Here is a 19,835-nt window from a genome sequence, read left to right as displayed (position 1 = left end):
AGAATGATTTTCTGCAAGATTCCAAAGTAACACAAAGGTAGATTTTTTTGACAGATGGAAGTTATATTTTCCCCATTTTCCCAAGAATGTATAGCAGAACAATCGGCAAGGCAAGCAGCCCCACCATCAAGGGATCCTGGGTGATCAGCCCGGGCTGAAAGGCAAGTGTCAGCACGTAACCGCCAATGGCGCCACCAAAATGCGCCGTATGCCCTATATTTCCTACCCGGTTTTTCATACCGTAGATGGAATAGAGTAAATACCCGATACCGAATATATATGCCGGAATGGGAATGGGAATGAAAAAAAAGTAAATGCTCATGCCCGGATTGAGTAGTATACCGGAATAAATAATTCCGGTCACGGCTCCACTCGCACCAACAGCGCTGTAATAACTCTCATTTTTATGGAACTGAAAAGACAACAGGTTTCCGGCCAGCAAACTCGCCAGGTAAATTCCCAGAAATTTCAGATCACCGAAATGAAATACCACGATCGGGGCAAAGAAGTAGAACGTTATCATGTTGAACAGCAAATGCGTAAAGTCCACATGCAAAAATCCGGAGGTCAGCATACGCAGTTTTTCTCCTTTTTTTATTGCCTTTATCTCAAACTTATAACGTTCAAAAAAAGAAGGATCGTTAAATCCTTTGATGGAAACCAGTACATTAGCAGCAATCACCGCTATCATCACTATATTCAAATCCATAGAATGGTATGTTTGTAACCTTATGTGTTCAAATATAGCTATATTTGCCGAAAATTCTAAGAGATATAATGCAGCTTCTGATCTTTATTCTGGTATACCCCGTATTGTGGGTTATTTCTTTACTCCCTTTCCGGATTCTTTACCTGATCTCCGATGTAGTTTGTCTTATACTCTACAGAATTGTGGGATATCGTAAAAAAACCGTAAGAAACAACCTGAAACTAGCCCTTCCCGGCCTGCCAGACGAAGAAAGACTGGATATCGAAAAAAAGTTTTACAGGCATTTGTCTGATGTTTTCCTGGAAATGATAAAATCCCTTTCGATCTCAAAAACCGAAATAAAAAAACGCTATACTTTTACCAATATAGAGGTAATACAAAAGCTGGAAAAGGAAAAAAGCATTGTATTGATGTTTCCTCATTATGCCAACTGGGAATGGAGTTCCACAATAAACCTATATGTCACTACTTCCAAAGGATATGCCGTATATCAGCGAATTAAAAACAAATACTTTAACGATCTGGTTAAAAACATTCGGGAAAAAAATGGTACTACCCTGATCGAAACCAGGGAAACCATTAAGGTCATACGAAAAAACCAAATGAACAAGGTTCCTGCTATTTACGGCTTTTTAAGTGACCAGTCCCCTCAGTTGAGCAAAGCAGTATACTGGCAGGAATTTATGGGTATAAAGGTCCCTATACACATAGGCCCTGAAATACTTGCCAAACGAGCAGACCTGACCGTGGTATATATGCACACTGAAAAAATAAAAAGGGGATATTACAGCACAACCCTAAAAACACTTACAACATCCCCTGTAGCACATCCGGATTATCAAATAACCGATATGTATATGCAGGAGGTGGAACAACAAATAAGAAAAGCCCCGGAATACTATTTCTGGACCCACAAACGGTGGAAACACATGGGAAAAGAACCTGTACAGGATTGACACACAAGACTTATAACGTGTGATCGCTACGAATATTTTGGGGCCACCCCTAAGTCTAAAATCTAATATATCCTATCTGATATCTAAAAAGTAATTTTCTCCCAGGAACCTGCATAAACCGGCGCTATCTTATTCAGAGAATTTTTAAGACTTACGATATCCACTTTCGGACCGTCGGAAAAGATATTGAGTATTTCATCCTTCTTGGCGTCAAAAAAAACCTGAAGCAAAAAGGAATTAGGCCGGGTGGAGTTAACACGCTCCAGGAATTTCATGGATCTGGCCATAGATTCTTTCCCCGAAGCCGGATCTTCGATCATCCTGTCCAGTCCCATCCGGTGGTATTCATACAAAGCGGTACGATAGCTTTTAAACGGATTGGATAATAAGTTATCTACGAGTCCCCATCGGCTCTTGTTTCCGTCCGATTGTTTCCATCCGGAATAATTACTACTCTGTGCGAGGTTGACAATATTCCTGGCCTGCTGGTAATAGTCCGTTCCCCCTTCCGGTGCAAAAGTATCCGCATCCATTCCGAGTATGACATAAACATAATACGTGATCACCGATACGAGATTGGACTCAAAAGTGTTCAAATTAAAGAAAAGCGGTTGAAATTCCAGGTAACGGAAATCAAACTGCCTGTCCTGGAAATTAAATACCGGAGATTCGTAAGCCGTATTGTATACCGGACGTGAAGACTGCACCTGAAGAGAGGCGGAAAAACGGTCCGATTCATATTGGGAAACCGTTATATACATGCTACAGTTTATCCTTTCCTGCATAGCATACATACGGTTTGTCCATTTGGTTTTGTTTATAAAATCGGTAAGGGATTTTTCCAGAGTTTCAAATATCTGCCTGTTACTCTGTCGTACCTGGTCGGCATCTACTATTACTTTGCAATTGAGTTCCTGTGCATGGAGAAAAGAACTCCATAATGTAAGAAGCAAACAGAATAAAAGAGCTGATTTTTTCATTTTCGGTTCAAGTAAATGCGACTGTTTTTAGTAAATTATACCAGGAAAGAAACCTGCTCACATCCCGTTCCGAAGTGGGGACTTTCCATCATTCCTCTACGGCATTCTGCGTTGTATCTCCGTAAAAATATCCCGGGCAACGTCCGATTTGGGTTTCAGTTCGAACGACACCTCGTGTTCATCCCTGTCTATAAAGGTAATCTTATTTGTGGATTTACCAAAACCAGCCCCCTTGTCATTAAGTGAGTTCAGCACAATGGCATCCAGGTTTTTTCTGCGGAGTTTTCCTTTGGCATTCTCCGTTTCATCATTGGTTTCCAGGGCAAACCCCACCAGGTACTGGTCTTTTTTAATGGCTCCTATCGAAGCAAGGATGTCTTTCGTAGGCTCCAGTTCTATAGTCAGGGAAGTATCTTTTTTCTTTATTTTCCGGTCCTGAACGGTCACCGGCCTGTAATCGGAAACAGCAGCGGCCAATACAGCTATGTCCGTATCGGCAAATATTTTATGTACGGCCTGGTACATCTCTTCGGCGTTCACCACCCGAATTGTCTCTATTCCCGGAATATCCGCAGGGAGATATGTCGGACCGATAACCAGTTTTACTTCTGCTCCAAGCGACACCGCAACCCTGGCAAGCTCTATTCCCATCCTCCCGGAAGAATGGTTTCCGATAAAACGAACCGGGTCTATGGCCTCATAAGTTGGTCCCGCGGTTATAAGCACTTTTTTTCCGTGAAGTGGCAGGTTATTCCGAATATGCTTTTCCATAAAAGCCACAATATCTTCCGGCTCCGCCATGCGGCCTTCTCCGGTAAGTCCGCTGGCAAGTTCACCGTGAGTAGCGGGAATTACTATGTTTCCGTAAGCCTTAAGGGTATTAAGCGTATTTTGTGTAGAAGGGTGTTTATACATGTCCAGATCCATTGCCGGGGCAACATAAACCGGGCATTTGGCAGACAGATATGCCGCCAGAAGAAAGTTATCCGAAACGCCGTTTGCCATCTTAGCCATACTATTGGCCGTGGCCGGGGCAATAATCATGTAATCCGCCCAGAGTCCGGCTTCCACATGGTTATTCCACACCGCACTACCATCTTCCTCATCTGTAAAGGAAGAAAGTACCGGGTTTTTGGAAAGTGTGGATAATGTAAGCGGGGTGACAAATTCCCTGGCATTTTCGGTCATTATTACCCGCACATTGGCTCCGCCTTTAATAAATAACCGCACCAGAAAAGCAGTCTTGTAAGCGGCAATGCCCCCCGTAATGCCTAAAAGGATATTCTTGCCGCTTAAAACAGACATTTACGCTTCTTTTTCGGTATTTCTGTAATATATTTTATTATTTAACCACTCTTCTACCGCAATAGCGTGAGGCTTGGGAAGTTTTTCATAGAACTTGGAAACCTCGATCTGTTCCTTGTTTTCGAATATTTCTTCCAGGCTGTCGGTATACGTGGCAAATTCCTCCAGTTTTTCTATCAGTTCCTTCTTGATCTCGGAATTGATCTGAATGGCCCTTTTGGCAACGATAGATATTGCCTCGTAGATATTCTCCGTCGGGGCATCCATCTTGTTTTTGTCGAGGGTAATGGTAGAAACCGGGGCCTCTGTTTTTCTCAAATTGCTCATCTCTCTCTTCTTATTTGCTAAATTGTTGTAATTCCTGTTCTACTACGGCCATCATTTTTTCGGCCTCTTCGGCATACTTCGTATCCGGAAAATACCTTTTTAAGGTATTATAAGAATCCTTGGTATGATTCAAACGCTCTTCCATTCTTGCATAAATACTATTTACTGCAAGGTTATAGGAAGAAAGCATCCTGTAATACATCGCATCTTCCCGAAAAACGGTTCCGGGATAATTCGAAAGAAAATTGTCAAATGATTTTATAGCCGCTTTGTAATCACGGATACGGTTAAACTGTTTGGCAACTTCAAAATCCTTCCTCTCCAGTTTGGTCCGTAATTCACGGATCAGTTCGTTAGCCTCGCCAAGATACTCGGAGTCAGGATAAGTATTGATGAATAACTGCAATTTGTCTACTGCAGTATTTGTTTCCCTCTGGTCCAGACTATACTTGGGAGACAGCATATAATAACTCTTGGCCCCCAGGAAAGCTGCTTCTTCCGCCTTATCACTTTTCGGATAGGATTTGGAGAAACGATCAAACTGATAAGCGGCCAGGTAGTAATCTTTGGTCTGGTAATAGGCATTTGCATGAAAGTACACTACCCTTTCTCCCTGTGGTTTTCCCGCATATTGAGGTACCACCTGTTCCAAAAGGCGATTAGCTTTTTTATAATCTCCTTCATTGTACAATTTCTCTGCCAGGTCATATTTCACCTTGACATCCTCGCTTTTCAATGCCTTCTGAAATTGACCGCAGGAACTAATCAGGGCAGCAGTGGCAGCAATGTATAAAAGTTTCTTCATGCTTTAACGCGTAATTTTAAGTGGTTTCCTTCCGTGTGTATCACGACCATGACATTTACCGCTAAAATTAACGGCAAAATTAGCCAATAATTGGATAATACAAAATTTATTATCGCCGAAGATACAATTTACACTCTTTCCTGAAAACAAGCCGGGGCGAATTTTAACCTTATTTTTAGAATTCGCCCCGGTTTCTGTCTGTATGTTTCTGTCGAATGGCTGAACTTATACGGTCCCTGAGCGAAGCCGGAGGGCATTTTTCTCCACAAAACCGGCAATTCTCTTCTCCAGGTCCCTATCTACTTTTACCAAAGGCAGGCGCAATACATCATCAGCCAGACCAAGAGCACGGAATACCGATTTGATGCCGGCAGGATTCCCCTGCTCAAAAACCATATCTATAGCATCCATAAGTTTATAATGCAACATATATGCTTCCCTGGTATTTCCCTCCAGTCCGTACCTTACCATATCTGTAAATTCTCTGGGAAATCCCTGTCCTACTACCGATATTACCCCTGCTCCCCCGGCAAGTACCATAGGCAGGGTTACCATATCATCTCCGGAAATTACCAGGAAACCTTCCGGTTTGTCTTTGATAAGGCGCATGGCCTGGACAATGTCTCCCGCCGCTTCTTTTATACCTATTATATTGTTTACATCCCTTGCCAGCCTGAGCACGGTTTGCGGCAACATGTTAGAAGCCGTCCTTCCCGGTACGTTATAAAGAATAATCGGGAGCGGGGATGCCGCTGCTACAGCTTTGAAATGTTGATATATCCCCTCTTGCGTAGGTTTATTATAATAAGGTGACACCGATAATATAGCATCAAAGTCAGACAGGTCTGTAGTCTGCAACTCATGTACGACCTCCGCCGTATTGTTTCCGCCTACTCCCAGCACCAACGGAAGTTTGCCTGCATTTGCCTTTATTACGGTTTGTTTTACTGTTTCCTTTTCATTACTGTTCAATGTCGCGCTTTCTGCAGTGGTTCCGAGAACCACCAGGTATTCCACTCCTCCTTCAATGCAGTGAGTCACAATTTTTTCAAGCGCTGCACGGTCTACACTGTTATCCCTTTTAAACGGGGTTACCAAAGCCACCCCGGTGCCTGTGAATTTTGACATCTTATATTTTATTTAAAATAGTGAGATATTTAATTAACTCTTCCCTGAATTCCGGAAATCTGTCCGGACTGACGTTCAATATAAAATCATTTCCTTTTTCATACTCTCCCGTAAGCCCCACTTTAAAAGCAGCTCTTACCTGAAGCGTTGCCAGTCCCAGTAACAAATTCGGTTTACTGTAATAACTCAGCAACATATCATACGGCTTTTCCAGTAACTCTTTATAATGTCCGTTACGGATCTCTCCCTTCCATCCCAGCTCTTCTTCGCGAAATACCGGTATACCGTAATAAGCGTTGGTATCTTGTTGCCTCGTAAACCCTATGACCCTGAAGTTCTCCTGCCGGATTCCCATTTCCTGTGCCAGTACTTTAAAGACTTCCGTATTATCAAATTCGTCCAGGTTAATCACGCAGGCCAGAGAAGACACCTTTCCATTCCCTTCACCCTGCCTGTTTCCAGTGACAGGCAGACCATTTTTGAGAATTTTATGTGCGGCTTTCTCCTTGTATTTCTTAAAAAACATATACCTTCGCTTTGTTTTGCAAATGTAATACATTACCATGCATAAAAACACAGGTTACCCGTATCATAACAACATGAAAATAACACATTTTGTTATTTTTATAACGATAATATTATTTTTCTCCTGCAAAAGAGGAGATGTTGTTACAGAGCCACAAATTTCCCGTATAGAAGGAAAAGAAATCAACATTAATGACAGCATTGCCGAAGACCGGGCTATTGATGAGTTTGTTAAACCGTTCCGCGAACATATAGCTAAAGACCTAAGTGCTCCGCTTGCATACAATCCTTCCGACCTTAGTAAAACGGACGGTGATCTGAATACAGCTATAGGAAACCTGATGGCCGATATCGTTATGGAAAAATCCCAGCCTGTATTTAAAAAGAGAACTGGCAGGAATATTGATGCCGTACTACTCAATTTTGGCGGTATACGCTCTACTATGGCCAAAGGGCATGTAACAGCACGGACAGCTTATGAAGTAATGCCTTTTGAAAATGCGATAGTAGTTCTGGAACTTACCGGGGACAAAGTTCTGGGACTCGCCGATTATCTTGCAAAAGCAAAAACCGCACACCCGGTTAGCGGCATGCAATTAACACTGGGCAAAGACGGAAAAGTAAAAAAAATTCTCATAGCCGGAAAACCGCTGGATAAAAACAAGCACTATTACATCGCCACTTCGGATTACCTGATGAATGGCGGGGACAATATGAACTTTTTCCTGAACCCGGTAAGTACCACGCCGCTGGATTACCGCATCCGGAATGCCATGATCGACTATTTTACCGAAACAGATACCATTCGAACGCAACAGGACAATCGTTTTATTCGTGAATAAAGATAGCCTTATCTCATAACAATTACCCGTTGCCAGGCGTTATATAAGACACCGATCGTAAAACCTTATAAACAACAAAACATGATCCCGGTAACAGATTTACTTTTTAACTGCCTGCCAGCAATTATCACGGGGCTGGTTGCCTATTATTTTTTCCGACAGTTTGTCCAGAATGAAAATGCACGCCGACGTTTTATGCTGAAACGCGAAAGCCAGAAAGATATTCTTCCCGTCCGTCTGCAGGCCTATGAGCGTATGGTGCTTTTCCTGGAACGCATCAACCCCTCCAAATTACTGCTTCGCATTTCCCCTAACGGAGCCAATAAGGATGATTACGAAGCCCTTCTAATCCGCAATATAGAGGAAGAATACGATCATAACCTGTCCCAACAGATATACATGAGCGACGAGTGCTGGAATGTGATAAAAACCGCCAAAAATACCACTATACAACTCATCCGCAAGGTCAATATGAGTGAAAAAGCAGATTCGCCCGACAAACTCCGCGAAATCATCCTGAACGAAATGTTCGATAAAATCTCTCCATCTGCCACAGCCCTGGCCTATATAAAAAGGGAAGTAAGCGATTTCCTGGATTAAAAATCCAAATAGACGCGAAAAAGAAACAAACGCAAAAGTTGAGGAGTTTTTTAGTGGATAGTTCGGAGTTATCTCTGCACCATACAAATGCCTCCTTTCCTGTAAACACCTAATCTAGAGACAAAAACTAGCAAACTGAAAATTTCCCTGACTAATAAAAAACCGGCACTCTGGGATGCAAATTACACCCTGGTTCGAGGTAGCTGTTTTTTTACTTGGTTCACAACTTTCCGCAGTGATTTCGAAAAACAGCTGAATATTACCGGAAAGGTTCGTAACTTTGCTCCGCAGGCCGTCTTATCGCTCCCCGGTCCCGATATCGGTATTCCGGGGGGAGGAAAGTCCGGACACCATAGCGCAGCGTAGCGGGTAACACCCGCCCTTCCGGGTTTACCGGGAGAGGACCAGTGCAACAGAAAGAATGTACAGGTAATGCTGTAGTGAAATCAGGTAAACTCTACGCGGTGCAACGCCATGTATACCGGCATTTAAGGGTCGCGCGCCCGATACCGATTCTATCGGGATGCCGGAGGGTAGGCGGTTAGAGATCCCGGGCAACCGGTATCCCAGATAAATGATAAGACTCGACAGAATCCGGCTTACAGGCCTGCTTTTTTTAGATATGAGATTTAAGATTTTAGATTCCAGATGTAGGATTTTAAAATCTTTCGGGGAATGTAGCCACACTTCATAAATGCCGTGCCACTCTGTTTCCTTACAAACCCAACAAATCCCAATTAGACAAATAAATCCGAGGACAGGTACCGGTCGCCACGGTCACATATAATAGTTACAATAACTCCCTCTTTCAGGGTTTCAGCCAGCTTCAGAGCTGCACATACCGCTCCCCCGCTGCTCATACCGGCAAATATTCCCTCTACACGAGCCAGTTTCCGGGTCATTTCAGCCGCTTCGGTTTCACTAACCTCTATAATTTCATCTACTTTGGACGGATTAAATATTCCTGGCAGGTATTCCTCCGGCCATTTGCGTATACCGGGAATACTGGAATTATCGGTAGGCTGCACACCGACGATACGGACATCCGGATTTTTCTCTTTCAGAAAAGTAGAAGTCCCCATAATAGTTCCCGTAGTTCCCATTGCAGAAACAAAATGGGTTATTTTCCCCTCGGTATCCCGCCATATTTCCGGACCTGTGGTTTTATAATGTGCTTTCCAGTTATCCTCATTTCCAAACTGGTTCAGCGATACATATCCCTCTTCTGTAACCTTTTTTTCTGCATAATCCCGGGAACCTTCGATACCGGAATCCGATGAAGTAAGCGTTACTTTGGCTCCGTAAGCACGCATGGTCTGTACCCGCTCCCGGGTAGAGTTCTCCGGCATAACCAGTTCGATGTCCAGTTTAAACAAACCGGCTATCATAGCCAGGGCTATGCCCGTATTGCCGCTTGTCGCCTCGATCAACCTGGTTTCCGGCTTAATTTCACCCCGGTCCAGGGCACTTTTTATCATATTATATGCTGCCCTGTCTTTTACGCTACCCCCGGGGTTATCCCCCTCCAGTTTCAGTAACAGGGTGACTTTCTTATTTTTTACCAGGGTGTTTGTAGCCACAAGCGGCGTGTTTCCTATATTACCGAGTAAGGTCTTATACATATCCAAAATGTTTTACTATGCTTTCTCCATAGGTTATGTGGATTAATAACAAAAGGAAATCCGGTTTTGACAGATTCCCTTATACAAAAGTATCATTCTTTTTGCCGAAGAAAAACGCTCTTATTAAAAAGATAGTTCCCGGCTACCGTCCGTATTTCTTTTAAGGTAAACGGCAACAGCATTTTCCGGCAGTAAGCCTTCGATCTTTTCCGGCCATTCGATAAAAATCCAGGCATCTGCATACAGATAATCTTCAATACCCATATCCAACGCTTCATCTTCATCTTTAATTCTATAAAAATCGAAATGATATATCCGGGTGTTCTCCCTTCCTTCATACTCATTTACAAGTCCGAAAGTCGGGCTCCCCGTAACGTCATTTACTCCCAAATGGTACGCCAGCGATTTTATCAGGGTAGTCTTCCCAACCCCCATATCTCCGTAAAACAAAAGTGTTTTATCCGGCACCTCGTCCAGGAGCTGCCGGGCCACCGCATCTGTTTCTTCCAGGGTATAATTTATTTTCTTCAATGCCAAAGGGTATTTTATATCCTACCTGGGTTCCAGGACAATAAAAGGTATGATCATTTCCTCAAGCGATATTCCTCCGTGCTGATACGTATTCCGGTAATAACTCACATAATGGTTATAATTATTCGGATAGGCGAAAAAGAGATCATCCTTTGCAAAAATAAAAGAGCTACTCATATTTATAGACGGTAAATGCACATCTTTTGGACTCTTTACCGCAAAAACTTCCTTTGGTTCGTAAGAGAGGCTCCTCCCGGTCTTATAACGCAGGTTAAGGCTGGTTTCCTTATCTCCTATTACTTTAGACGGGTTTTTGACGTTAATGGTTCCGTGGTCTGTAGTAAGCAACAATTTAAAACCCAGTTGTTGCGACTGCTGTATGATTTCCAGCAAAGGAGAATTTTTAAACCAGCTTTTGGAAAGCGACCTGTAGGCCTTATCATTGGAAGCAAGTTCTTTAATAACTTCCATTTCGGTCTTGGAATGCGAGAGTATATCTACAAAATTATACACCACTACCGTCAGGTCATTATCTTTCTGTGACCTGAAGTTCTGCGCCAGTTGCCTTCCTGCCTTCAGGCTGGAAATCTTATGGTATTCCCATTTGAGATTCAGCCCGAGACGACGTATCTGTTCGTGCAGAAAATCTGCTTCATGCAGGTTTTTCCCTCCTTCATCCGTATCGTTCTTCCAGTATTTCGGATACAGTTTCTCCATCTCTGCCGGCATTAATCCCGCAAAAATGGCATTCCGTGCGTATTGCGTGGCAGTAGGAAGAATACTGAAATACGGCACTTCATTTTTGTTTTTGTAATGCACATTAACCGCATCTTCAATGGCCATCCATTGATCATATCTCAGATTATCGATCACCACCAGCAATGTAGGGGTGTTCTTCTCCAATTCGGGCACCACCAGTTCACGGAACAGGGTATGCGACATTACCGGTCCTTCCCCGTCCGAAAACCACTTCGGATAATTTTTTTCTATAAATTTACCGAACTGGGTATTAGCCTCTGTCTTCTGCGACTCCAGTATTTCCACCATACCTATATCCTCTATATTTTCGAGTTCCAGTTCCCAGTACAAAAGTCTTTTATAGAGTCCGACCCATTCTTCGTAAGAATTGACCATAGCCATATCCATAGCTATTTTACGGAACTCCTGCTGATAGTTCGCCGTGGTTTTTTCAGACACCAATCGCGAGTGGTCGAGATTTTTTTTCAGCGAAAGCAATATCTGGTTCGGATTAACCGGCTTTATCAGGTAATCCGCTATTTTAGAACCAATAGCCTCTTCCATGAGATACTCTTCCTCACTCTTGGTGATCATTACTACCGGAAGATTGGGTCGTTTCGCCTTGATCTCCGTAAGGGTTTCCAGGCCGGTCAGTCCCGGCATGTTCTCGTCCAGGAAAACAATATCATAACTGTTCTTATCGACATCTTCTAACGCATCGGCCCCACTCTGACAAGTAGAGATCGTATAATTCTTTTTTTCAAGAAAGAGAATGTGTGGTTTCAACAAATCAATTTCATCATCAACCCACAGTATTTTTATGTTACTCATATCCGTATATTTGTATTTTTCATTTCGTAATTCCTTTTTATCAGACGGGGAAAAAACCGGATCGCGGTTTACTGGTTTCACGCCTAAAACAAACATTTGAAAACCCATAACGGGCATTTTGACAAGCAAATATAATTACTAACCGATATACAAATAAGGCAAAACTCAGAGTTTGCAAAATTTTATATAAATGAATCATACTAACAAGCTCAAAATATTTAACGATCCAATTTACGGATTTATTACCATACCCAACACCCTTGTTTTTGACCTTATAGAACACAAATATTTTCAAAGGCTCCGCCGGATATCCCAAATGGGATTGTCCTATCTGGTTTATCCTGGGGCTCATCACACCAGGTTTCACCATGCCCTGGGCTGCATGCACCTCATGCAAAAAGTGGTTCAAACCCTTCGTTTTAAAAAGGTTGAGATATCCGAAGAGGAAGAAGAAGCCCTGCTGATAGCTATTCTGTTGCACGATATTGGGCATGGACCTTTTTCTCATGCCATGGAGCACAGTATTGTAAACGGGGTGAGCCACGAACAGATATCCCTGCTTTTCATGAAAGAACTGAACCGTACTTTTAACGGAAGTTTAACGCTGGCCATAAAAATGTTCAGGGGCGAATACCATCGTAAATTCATGCACCAATTGATTTCCAGCCAGTTCGATATAGACCGTACGGATTACCTGAAGAGAGATAGTTTTTATACCGGGGTGGCTGAAGGAAACATAAATTCCGAAAGGTTGATTACGATGCTCAATGTAGTAGATAATGAGTTAGCCATTGAGGAAAAAGGAATCTATTCCGTAGAGAAATTCCTGGTGGCACGACGCTTGATGTACTGGCAGGCGTATCTCCATAAAACAGGACTTTGTGCCGAACAGCTCCTTATACGTGTTTTACAAAGAGCTAAAGAACTGGTTTCCGAAGGAGTGGATATTAAAGCCAGTTCTGCCCTCGAATATTTCCTGACCCATAAGGTGGAAATACAGCATTTCGATGCTTCCGTCCTCGATATTTTCTCCAGGCTCGACGATTACGATATTATCTCGGCCATGAAAGAATGGCAATTCCACGACGATTTCGTTTTATCGCGGCTCTGTACCATGATCCTGAACCGCGACCTGCTCAAAATAAAATACCGAAAAAAACCCTTCCCGGAAAAAAAACTGGAAAAACACGTAAATCTGTTTAAAGAAAAATATAAAGTCCCCGAAGAAACAGCACGCTATTTCGTTTTTACCGGAAAAGTGGAAAATCTCGCTTACAGTATGGACAAAGAAAATATTCACATCCTCATGAAAACCGGAAAAGTCTCCGATGTAATCAAAGCATCAGACCTCCTGAACCTGAAAGCATTGTCCAAACTGGTAACCAAATATTATGTCTGTTATCCGAAACATAGCTAAAAAGCCGGCAAAAAAAAATAAAAAAACGTAAAAGAGACATCCCTCTGTATTTTCAACCTGCGGTAATTCACAGACTTATACCAGATATATGTAACACACTACCCATACACTTCATCTATTAACTTAACGGGGTGATAACTTAATATTTACTTTTTTTATACTTTTGCAAGAATGAAATTTACAGCAAGTCAAATAGCAGGCATACTGGAAGGGGATGTTATAGGAAACCCGGATGTGGAGGTTTCCAGGCTGGCCAAGATAGAAGAGGGCACTGAAGGCGACCTTACTTTCCTGGCCAATCCCAAGTACAGATCGTATATTTACACTACGAAAGCTTCGATTACGATTGTAAACAAAGATTTCGAAGCAGAATCCGAACTTTCCACTACCCTTATAAAAGTAGAAGATGCCTATAAAGCATTTTCCAGGCTACTGGAATATTACAACCAGGTAAAAATGAATAAGACCGGAATAGAACAACCTTCTTACATTTCCGGATCTGCCAGTTATGGCGAAGATATCTACCTGGGTGCTTTTTCTTATATAGGCGATAATGTAAAAATAGGGAACAACTGTAAAATATACCCCAACGCTTATATAGGTGATAATGTTTCCCTGGGAGATAATGTCGTTATATTTGCAGGCGCTAAAATTTATTCCGAAACAATAATAGGGAATAACTGTGTTATTCATAGTGGTGCCGTCATAGGAGCGGATGGTTTTGGCTTTACCCCTGACGAAAACGGGAGGTACTCCAAAGTTCCTCAAACAGGAAACGTAATACTGGAAGATTACGTGGATATAGGAGCAGGAACTACTATAGACAGAGCTACATTGGGCTCTACCATTATTAGAAAAGGAGTTAAACTGGATAACCAGATCCAGGTAGCGCATAATGTGGAAATAGGCGAAAATACCGTAATAGCCGCACAGACCGGCATTGCAGGATCTACCAAAATAGGAAAGAATTGTATGATTGGCGGACAGGTAGGGATTGTAGGCCACCTGACCATAGGTAACCGGGTTAAGGTTCAGGCTCAATCCGGAATCATAAGAAATATACAGGATGACGAGACCTTACAAGGATCTCCCGCATTTGCTCTTGGCGATTTTAACAAATCTTATGTCCATTTTAAAAACCTGCCCAAATTAGTTCAAACCATTCACCAATTCGATAAAAAACGGAACGATAATGAGTAGTGATAAAGTTGTCAGACAACGCACCATTGCAGAAGAAGTCAGGCTACAGGGAGTAGGCCTCCACACAGGACACGAAGTAACTATGACTTTTAAGCCTGCCCCGGAAAATCACGGCTATGCTTTTAAACGTATTGACCTGGAAGGCAGTCCGGTTATTGAAGCCGATGCTAATTATGTGGTTAACACCCAGAGAGGAACAAACCTGGAGAAAAAAGGAGTTCGTATACACACCTCCGAGCATGTTCTTGCCGCCCTGGTAGGACTGGAAATTGACAATGTGTTGATTGAACTGGATGCTCCGGAACCTCCTATCATGGACGGTTCTTCCAAATATTTTGTCGAAGCCCTGGAAAAAGCGGGAGTGGTAGAACAGGATATGGAAAGAGAAGAATACATCGTAAAAGATGTTATTTCCTATACGGATGAAGAGACCGGAAGTGAAATCACCGTTATTCCGGCAGATGAATACCAGGTAACCACCATGGTAGATTTCGGCACTAAAGTACTGGGAACACAAAACGCCACCCTGAAGCAATTGTCCCAGTTCAAAAAAGAAATATCCAATGCCAGAACATTCAGCTTCCTGCACGAGATAGAAACTCTTCTGGAACACGGACTGATCAAAGGAGGAGATCTTAACAACGCCATTGTATATGTGGACAAGGAACTGTCTCCGGAAACCATGGAAAAACTAAAAGTAGCTTTTCAGAAAGATTCTATTTCGGTAAAACCGAACGGTATACTGGATAACCTTACCCTCCACTACCCCAACGAAGCGGCACGCCACAAGCTCCTCGACGTTATCGGGGATCTTGCTTTGGTAGGCACACGCATTCGCGGCAAGATCATTGCCAACAAGCCCGGTCACTTTGTAAATACTCAGTTTGCTAAAAAACTTTCCAAGATCATTAAGATCGAGAAAAGAAACAAAGTACCGCAGTACGACCTGAACCAGGCTCCTTTGATGGATGTTACCGACATTATGAAAAAGTTGCCTCACCGGCCGCCGTTTCTGCTGGTTGACAAGATCCTCGAACTTTCGGACACTCATGTTGTAGGGGTAAAGAACGTAACCATGAACGAACCGTTCTTTGTCGGTCACTTTCCCGGGGCGCCGGTTATGCCCGGTGTGCTGCAGGTAGAAGCTATGGCACAGGCGGGAGGTATCCTGGTTTTGAGTACGGTACCGGACCCCGAAAATTACCTCACTTTCTTTATGAAGATAGATAAAGTAAAGTTTAAACAACAGGTAGGACCGGGAGACACACTCGTTTTCAGACTGGAACTCGTAACTCCGATACGGAGAGGTATATGCCACATGCAGGGATACGCTTATGCCAACGGAAAATTGGCCACCGAAGCCGAAATGATGGCACAAATAGTAAAAGTAAAAAATGAAGATGATTAGGAAAGCGGCCAATCCGCCTTTCCCCATACATTTCTCATTATAATTTTCGATCAATCGACACACATGAATCAGCCTTTAGCATATGTACATCCGGGTGCCAAAATAGCCAAGAACGTAGTCATCGAACCCTTTACCACCATTCACAACAACGTGATCATCGGAGAGGGAACCTGGATAGGTTCTAACGTGACTATTATGGAAGGCGCACGGATTGGAAAAAACTGTAATATTTTCCCGGGAGCAGTTATCTCAGCTACTCCGCAGGACCTGAAATTCCAGGGAGAAGAAACCATCGTAGAAATTGGTGATAACACAACCATCCGGGAATGTGTCACCATAAACCGCGGTACCGTGGACCGGATGAAAACCGTTATCGGTAAAAACTGCCTGATAATGGCTTACTGCCACATTGCTCACGACTGCATTGTGGGAGACAACTGTATCTTTTCCAACAACAGTACCCTTGCCGGACACATCACCGTCGGCGATTACGTAGTTCTTGCCGGAATGACGGCCGTACACCAGTTCTGCTCCATAGGGAACCACGCTTTTGTTACCGGAGGATCCCTGGTTCGGAAAGATGTTCCACCCTACATTAAAGGAGCCCGGGAGCCCCTGTCGTATGTAGGTATTAATTCTGTAGGACTCCGAAGAAGAGGGTACTCTGCCGACAAGATCCGGGAGATACAGAACATATACAGGATATTATACCAGAAAAACTATAATAATACCCAGGCCATGGAGATCATAGAAGCAGAAATGGAAGCAACTCCGGAAAGGGACGAGATACTCCAGTTCATACGCGACTCTCAAAGAGGTATTATGAAAGGATATTTCAACGCCGGGTAGACCTTTGCCCGTCGTTTTTGTTTTAAAAAGAAGTTTAAGCGATAAAAATATAAAAACATGGCAACAACGTCAGATATCCGGAAAGGATTGTGTATTCGATATAACCATGACATCTTTAAAGTTATAGAATTCCTGCATGTAAAACCGGGAAAAGGCCCGGCTTTTGTTCGTACCAAACTGAAAAGTGTCACGACCGGTAAAGTGATAGATAACACTTTTTCCGCAGGCCATAAAATAGAAGATGTGCGGGTGGAGACCCATACCTTTCAGTACCTTTATCCCGAAGGGGAAACCTTCCATTTTATGAATACGGACGATTTTAACCAGATCTCCCTTTCCAAAAATGTTCTTGATGCACCCGATCTGCTCAAAGAAGGAGAGGTAGTAACTATTCTCATCAATACTGAGGATAGCATGCCCCTGTCCGTAGAAATGCCTTCGCATGTCGTTCTTGAGGTTACACATACCGAACCCGGCGTAAAGGGAAATACCGCGACTAATGCCACCAAACCGGCAACGATGGAAACCGGGGCTTCTGTAAATGTTCCGCTCTTTATCAATGAAGGAGATAAAATAAAGATCGAAACCGACAAAGGTACCTACGTAGAACGGGTAAAAGAATAGCCTTTAAACGGAAAGCACATATGAAATTTCCACAAGTACACACATTGCGGCAGATAGCAACTATCCTGGATTGCGACTACGTGGGCCGGGAAGATTTCCCTGTTCAGGGAATGAACGAAATACACGTTGTGGAACCCGGCGACATTGTCTTTGTTGACCATCCCAAGTATTATGACAAGGCACTCCGTTCAGCCGCCACGGTAGTGCTTATCAACAAGCAGGTGGAGTGTCCGGATGGTAAGGCCCTGCTTATTTCGGACGACCCTTTCCGGGACTTCAATAAGCTTACCGATCACTTCCGCCCTTTTGAAAAAGCCGGAGCCTCTGTCTCCCCTACTGCCACTGTAGGCAAAAACACTATAATACAACCCAATGTATTTATCGGTAATCATGTTGTTATCGGAGATAATTGTCTCATTCATCCCAATGTCACCATATACGATAACACAGTTATAGGAAACAACGTTACCATACATGCCGGTACCGTTCTCGGAGCCGATGCTTTTTACTACAAGAAAAGACCGGAAGGTTTTGACAAACTATTATCCGGTGGAAACGTGGTTATCGAAGACTTTGTCGATCTCGGCGCCCTGTGTAGCATAGACAGGGGAGTCACGGGAAGTACCCGGGTAAAAGAAGGGGCCAAGCTGGATAACCAGGTACAAGTGGGACACGATACGGTTATCGGGAAAAAATGTCTTATCGCATCACAAACCGGTATTGCAGGCTGTGTTGTTATTGAAGATGAAGTAACCATATGGGGACAGGTAGGTATAACCAGCGGCATTACTATAGGCGCCAAAGCAGTTATCCTGGCACAGTCCGGAATTAGCAAATCGCTGGAAGGAAACACCGCTTATTTCGGTTATCCTGCCGAGGAAGCCCGTAAAAAGTACAAAGAACTGGCCTCCATACGGAAAATACCGACAATAATAGAAAAACTCAACAAGGGATAACCATACCGGAAATACCTCCGCGGAAGAAAACGGTTACATCCCGGTTTCGCAATACCACCAGGGGATTTCGCCTAACAAAAAAATAACAATTCCCGCCTAACATTAAACGGCAAAGCGTAATGCATAATCCATATAAAACCCTATTTTTGCATAGCCTATTAAAAATTCAAATATAATGAGTGTTTTAGTCAACAAGGATTCAAAAATAATTGTACAAGGTTTTACCGGTAGTGAAGGTACTTTTCACGCCGAACAAATGATAGAATACGGAACTAACGTAGTAGGTGGGGTAACTCCCGGAAAAGGAGGACAGGAACACCTGGGCCGCCCAGTTTTTAACACGGTAAAAGACGCCGTGGAAAAAGCCGGAGCAGATACTTCTATCATCTTCGTTCCGCCTGCCTTTGCTGCAGATGCTATTATGGAAGCTGCTGATGCAGGTATTAAAGTGATCATTACCATTACAGAAGGAATTCCGGTGGCCGATATGATTACCGCTTCCAACTATATTAAAGGAAAGGATTGCCGTCTGATAGGACCTAACTGCCCCGGTGTTATTACTCCCGGAGAAGCCAAAGTAGGTATTATGCCCGGATTCGTTTTCAAAAAAGGAAATGTAGGTATTGTTTCCAAGTCCGGCACCCTTACTTATGAAGCCGCCGATCAGGTGGTTCGGCAAGGATTGGGTATTACCACTGCAATTGGTATCGGAGGAGACCCTATCATCGGAACTACGACCAAAGAAGCGATTGAACTGCTCATGAACGACGAGGAAACAGAATGTATCGTTATGATCGGGGAAATAGGCGGACAACTCGAAGCGGACGCAGCCCGGTGGATCAAAGAAAACGGGAATAAAAAACCCGTTGTCGGATTCATCGCAGGAGAAACTGCTCCTAAAGGAAGAACAATGGGCCATGCTGGTGCCATCGTAGGTGGTGCGGATGATACTGCGGAAGCCAAAAAACGAATCATGAAAGAATGCGGTATCCATGTAGTGGATTCTCCCGCGGAAATCGGCAAAAAAGTAGCCGCAGTTCTGGGATAAGCATTCCTTAAATAAAATTCCTGTTTTCAGGATATTCAAAATCCATTAGCCTTCGGACTGATGGATTTTATTTTTTAATCTTTTAAATAAAAATCTCGGGGCCTCACCCGATTCCGGGTGTGTAACCAGAATGCACATAATATACTTTAATCGTATGCCATAACCAAACGGTTACCGGGAGCACAAATATATCGATATGCAAGCCCTCGGCAAACCGGGTAAAATAACCGGCCCGGATGAAGATTACCTCTTCAATTTTGAAAAACCGGCACCCGTAAAATGATAATAATAAACCTCTTACGACAAATCCCCGCTAAATTGACGGGGATTTTTGTTTTGTGGTATATCTATTTGCTATATTTGGTCATTGCTTATCAGGTAAAAGACGGAAAAAATGATAAATAAATTATACATCATACACTCCGCCTTTTTGC

Annotated in this window: 20 protein-coding genes and 1 other RNA gene; 11 read left to right on the top strand and 10 right to left on the bottom strand. The window is 43.1% G+C overall.

Annotation, left to right across the window (positions count from 1 at the left end; translation table 11 throughout):
• Positions 1-61 precede the first annotated feature (61 nt).
• Positions 62-709, bottom strand: coding sequence for a rhomboid family intramembrane serine protease (locus ACVBDU_RS01190; protein ID WP_447177955.1), 648 nt, complete (start codon positions 707-709; stop codon positions 62-64).
• Between the two features lie 44 nt (positions 710-753).
• Between ACVBDU_RS01190 and ACVBDU_RS01185 the strand changes: the two genes are divergently transcribed.
• A complete protein-coding gene (locus ACVBDU_RS01185; protein ID WP_447177954.1) occupies positions 754-1,665 on the top strand; it encodes a lysophospholipid acyltransferase family protein in 912 nt (303 codons plus the stop codon).
• Positions 1,666-1,748: 83 nt separating this feature from the next.
• Here the strand turns inward: ACVBDU_RS01185 and porD are convergent, their stop codons facing one another.
• From porD to ACVBDU_RS01155, 6 genes are all read right to left on the bottom strand, one after another.
• Positions 1,749-2,645: a type IX secretion system protein PorD gene (porD, locus tag ACVBDU_RS01180; protein ID WP_447177953.1), complete on the bottom strand. Its 897-nt coding sequence runs from the start codon at positions 2,643-2,645 to the stop codon at positions 1,749-1,751.
• A 96-nt stretch (positions 2,646-2,741) separates the two neighbouring features.
• Positions 2,742-3,950: a bifunctional phosphopantothenoylcysteine decarboxylase/phosphopantothenate--cysteine ligase CoaBC gene (gene coaBC / locus ACVBDU_RS01175; RefSeq protein ID WP_447177952.1), complete on the bottom strand. Its 1,209-nt coding sequence runs from the start codon at positions 3,948-3,950 to the stop codon at positions 2,742-2,744.
• Positions 3,951-4,277 carry a DNA-directed RNA polymerase subunit omega gene (locus ACVBDU_RS01170; protein WP_447177951.1) on the bottom strand — a complete coding sequence of 109 codons (327 nt, stop codon included), beginning with the start codon at positions 4,275-4,277 and terminating at the stop codon, positions 3,951-3,953.
• Positions 4,278-4,287: 10 nt separating this feature from the next.
• Complete coding sequence (locus tag ACVBDU_RS01165) at positions 4,288-5,082, bottom strand: outer membrane protein assembly factor BamD (RefSeq protein ID WP_447177950.1); 795 nt, start codon at positions 5,080-5,082, stop codon at positions 4,288-4,290.
• Positions 5,083-5,307: 225 nt separating this feature from the next.
• The gene (gene dapA / locus ACVBDU_RS01160) at positions 5,308-6,210 is read right to left on the bottom strand and encodes a 4-hydroxy-tetrahydrodipicolinate synthase (RefSeq protein WP_447177949.1); all 903 of its coding nucleotides are present in this window, start codon (positions 6,208-6,210) and stop codon (positions 5,308-5,310) included.
• A 1-nt stretch (position 6,211) separates the two neighbouring features.
• Positions 6,212-6,736 carry a DUF6913 domain-containing protein gene (locus tag ACVBDU_RS01155; protein WP_447177948.1) on the bottom strand — a complete coding sequence of 175 codons (525 nt, stop codon included), beginning with the start codon at positions 6,734-6,736 and terminating at the stop codon, positions 6,212-6,214.
• Between the two features lie 73 nt (positions 6,737-6,809).
• On the opposite strand from ACVBDU_RS01155, the gene ACVBDU_RS01150 reads away from it, so the two are divergent.
• The 3 genes from ACVBDU_RS01150 to rnpB all read left to right on the top strand — a co-directional run bounded on the left by ACVBDU_RS01150 (position 6,810) and on the right by rnpB (position 8,795).
• Positions 6,810-7,577, top strand: coding sequence for a 5'-nucleotidase C-terminal domain-containing protein (locus tag ACVBDU_RS01150; RefSeq protein WP_447177947.1), 768 nt, complete (start codon positions 6,810-6,812; stop codon positions 7,575-7,577).
• 81 nt (positions 7,578-7,658) lie between these two features.
• The gene (locus tag ACVBDU_RS01145; RefSeq protein WP_447177946.1) at positions 7,659-8,177 is read left to right on the top strand and encodes a DUF7935 family protein; all 519 of its coding nucleotides are present in this window, start codon (positions 7,659-7,661) and stop codon (positions 8,175-8,177) included.
• Positions 8,178-8,461: 284 nt separating this feature from the next.
• An RNA gene (gene rnpB / locus ACVBDU_RS01140) (RNase P RNA component class A) lies at positions 8,462-8,795 on the top strand.
• A gap of 119 nt (positions 8,796-8,914) precedes the next feature.
• Here rnpB and cysM read toward each other — a convergent pair.
• The 3 genes from cysM to porX form a co-directional block, all read right to left on the bottom strand.
• On the bottom strand, positions 8,915-9,799 hold the full coding sequence (gene cysM / locus ACVBDU_RS01135) for a cysteine synthase CysM (protein WP_447177945.1): 885 nt from the start codon (positions 9,797-9,799) through the stop codon (positions 8,915-8,917).
• Between the two features lie 123 nt (positions 9,800-9,922).
• A complete protein-coding gene (tsaE, locus tag ACVBDU_RS01130; protein ID WP_447177944.1) occupies positions 9,923-10,330 on the bottom strand; it encodes a tRNA (adenosine(37)-N6)-threonylcarbamoyltransferase complex ATPase subunit type 1 TsaE in 408 nt (135 codons plus the stop codon).
• Between the two features lie 21 nt (positions 10,331-10,351).
• Entirely contained in the window at positions 10,352-11,899 is a 1,548-nt protein-coding gene (gene porX / locus ACVBDU_RS01125; RefSeq protein WP_447177943.1) for a T9SS response regulator signal transducer PorX, read from the bottom strand.
• 190 nt (positions 11,900-12,089) lie between these two features.
• On the opposite strand from porX, the gene ACVBDU_RS01120 reads away from it, so the two are divergent.
• The 7 genes from ACVBDU_RS01120 to sucD all read left to right on the top strand — a co-directional run bounded on the left by ACVBDU_RS01120 (position 12,090) and on the right by sucD (position 19,401).
• Positions 12,090-13,316 carry an HD domain-containing protein gene (locus ACVBDU_RS01120; protein WP_447177942.1) on the top strand — a complete coding sequence of 409 codons (1,227 nt, stop codon included), beginning with the start codon at positions 12,090-12,092 and terminating at the stop codon, positions 13,314-13,316.
• A gap of 171 nt (positions 13,317-13,487) precedes the next feature.
• Entirely contained in the window at positions 13,488-14,516 is a 1,029-nt protein-coding gene (gene lpxD, locus ACVBDU_RS01115; RefSeq protein WP_447177941.1) for a UDP-3-O-(3-hydroxymyristoyl)glucosamine N-acyltransferase, read from the top strand.
• Entirely contained in the window at positions 14,509-15,924 is a 1,416-nt protein-coding gene (locus tag ACVBDU_RS01110; protein WP_447177940.1) for a bifunctional UDP-3-O-[3-hydroxymyristoyl] N-acetylglucosamine deacetylase/3-hydroxyacyl-ACP dehydratase, read from the top strand. The genes lpxD and ACVBDU_RS01110 overlap by 8 nt, the downstream gene beginning before the upstream one ends.
• A gap of 63 nt (positions 15,925-15,987) precedes the next feature.
• Positions 15,988-16,773, top strand: coding sequence for an acyl-ACP--UDP-N-acetylglucosamine O-acyltransferase (gene lpxA / locus ACVBDU_RS01105; RefSeq protein WP_447174085.1), 786 nt, complete (start codon positions 15,988-15,990; stop codon positions 16,771-16,773).
• A 57-nt stretch (positions 16,774-16,830) separates the two neighbouring features.
• On the top strand, positions 16,831-17,397 hold the full coding sequence (gene efp / locus ACVBDU_RS01100; RefSeq protein ID WP_447177939.1) for an elongation factor P: 567 nt from the start codon (positions 16,831-16,833) through the stop codon (positions 17,395-17,397).
• Between the two features lie 20 nt (positions 17,398-17,417).
• Positions 17,418-18,353: a UDP-3-O-(3-hydroxymyristoyl)glucosamine N-acyltransferase gene (locus ACVBDU_RS01095; protein WP_447177938.1), complete on the top strand. Its 936-nt coding sequence runs from the start codon at positions 17,418-17,420 to the stop codon at positions 18,351-18,353.
• A gap of 175 nt (positions 18,354-18,528) precedes the next feature.
• Positions 18,529-19,401 (top strand): succinate--CoA ligase subunit alpha, encoded by an 873-nt coding sequence (sucD, locus tag ACVBDU_RS01090; protein ID WP_447177937.1) that lies wholly within the window; start codon positions 18,529-18,531, stop codon positions 19,399-19,401.
• Positions 19,402-19,835 lie beyond the last annotated feature (434 nt).

The organism is Sinomicrobium endophyticum, from assembly GCF_052983315.1.
Note: the sequence above shows the minus strand (reverse complement) of the source record. Positions and strands in the feature narration are given on the sequence as shown.